The organism is Xanthomonas sp. SHU 199, assembly GCF_000364665.1.
Lineage (GTDB): Bacteria > Pseudomonadota > Gammaproteobacteria > Xanthomonadales > Xanthomonadaceae > Xanthomonas_A > Xanthomonas_A sontii.
Window position 1 is genome coordinate 1 of the sequence record NZ_AQOI01000808.1, and the last position, 366, is coordinate 366.

The 366-nt window shown below is 71.9% G+C and carries 1 protein-coding gene; it reads left to right on the forward strand.

Annotated features, from left to right (window positions below):
* The coding region (locus D183_RS0122110) for an alpha/beta hydrolase (RefSeq protein ID WP_017910918.1) at positions 1-366 on the forward strand (366 nt) is incomplete at both ends.

The window sequence follows — 366 nt, forward strand, 5'->3', positions numbered from 1 at the left end:
CACCCGCTACGACGACGTGGTGTATCCGGCGCGCGATGCGATCGACCGGGTCAGCGCGCGGCCGGATTTCCTGTTGCTGCTGTACCCGGTCATCGACATGGGCAGCGGCACCGCGGCGCACACCGGCTCACGGCTGCGGCTGCTGGGCCGCCATCCGGACGCGGCGACCATGGCCGCCTACTCGCTGCAGAACCGGGTGCATGCCGGCATGCCGCCGACCTTCCTGGTGCACGCGCAGGACGATCCGGTGGTGCCGGAAGAGAACAGCCTGCTGTTCTACCAGGCGCTGCGCCAGGCCGGGGTGCCGGCCGAGCTGCACCTGTTCGCGCACGGCGGCCATGGCTTCGGCACCCGCGGCATCGCCGG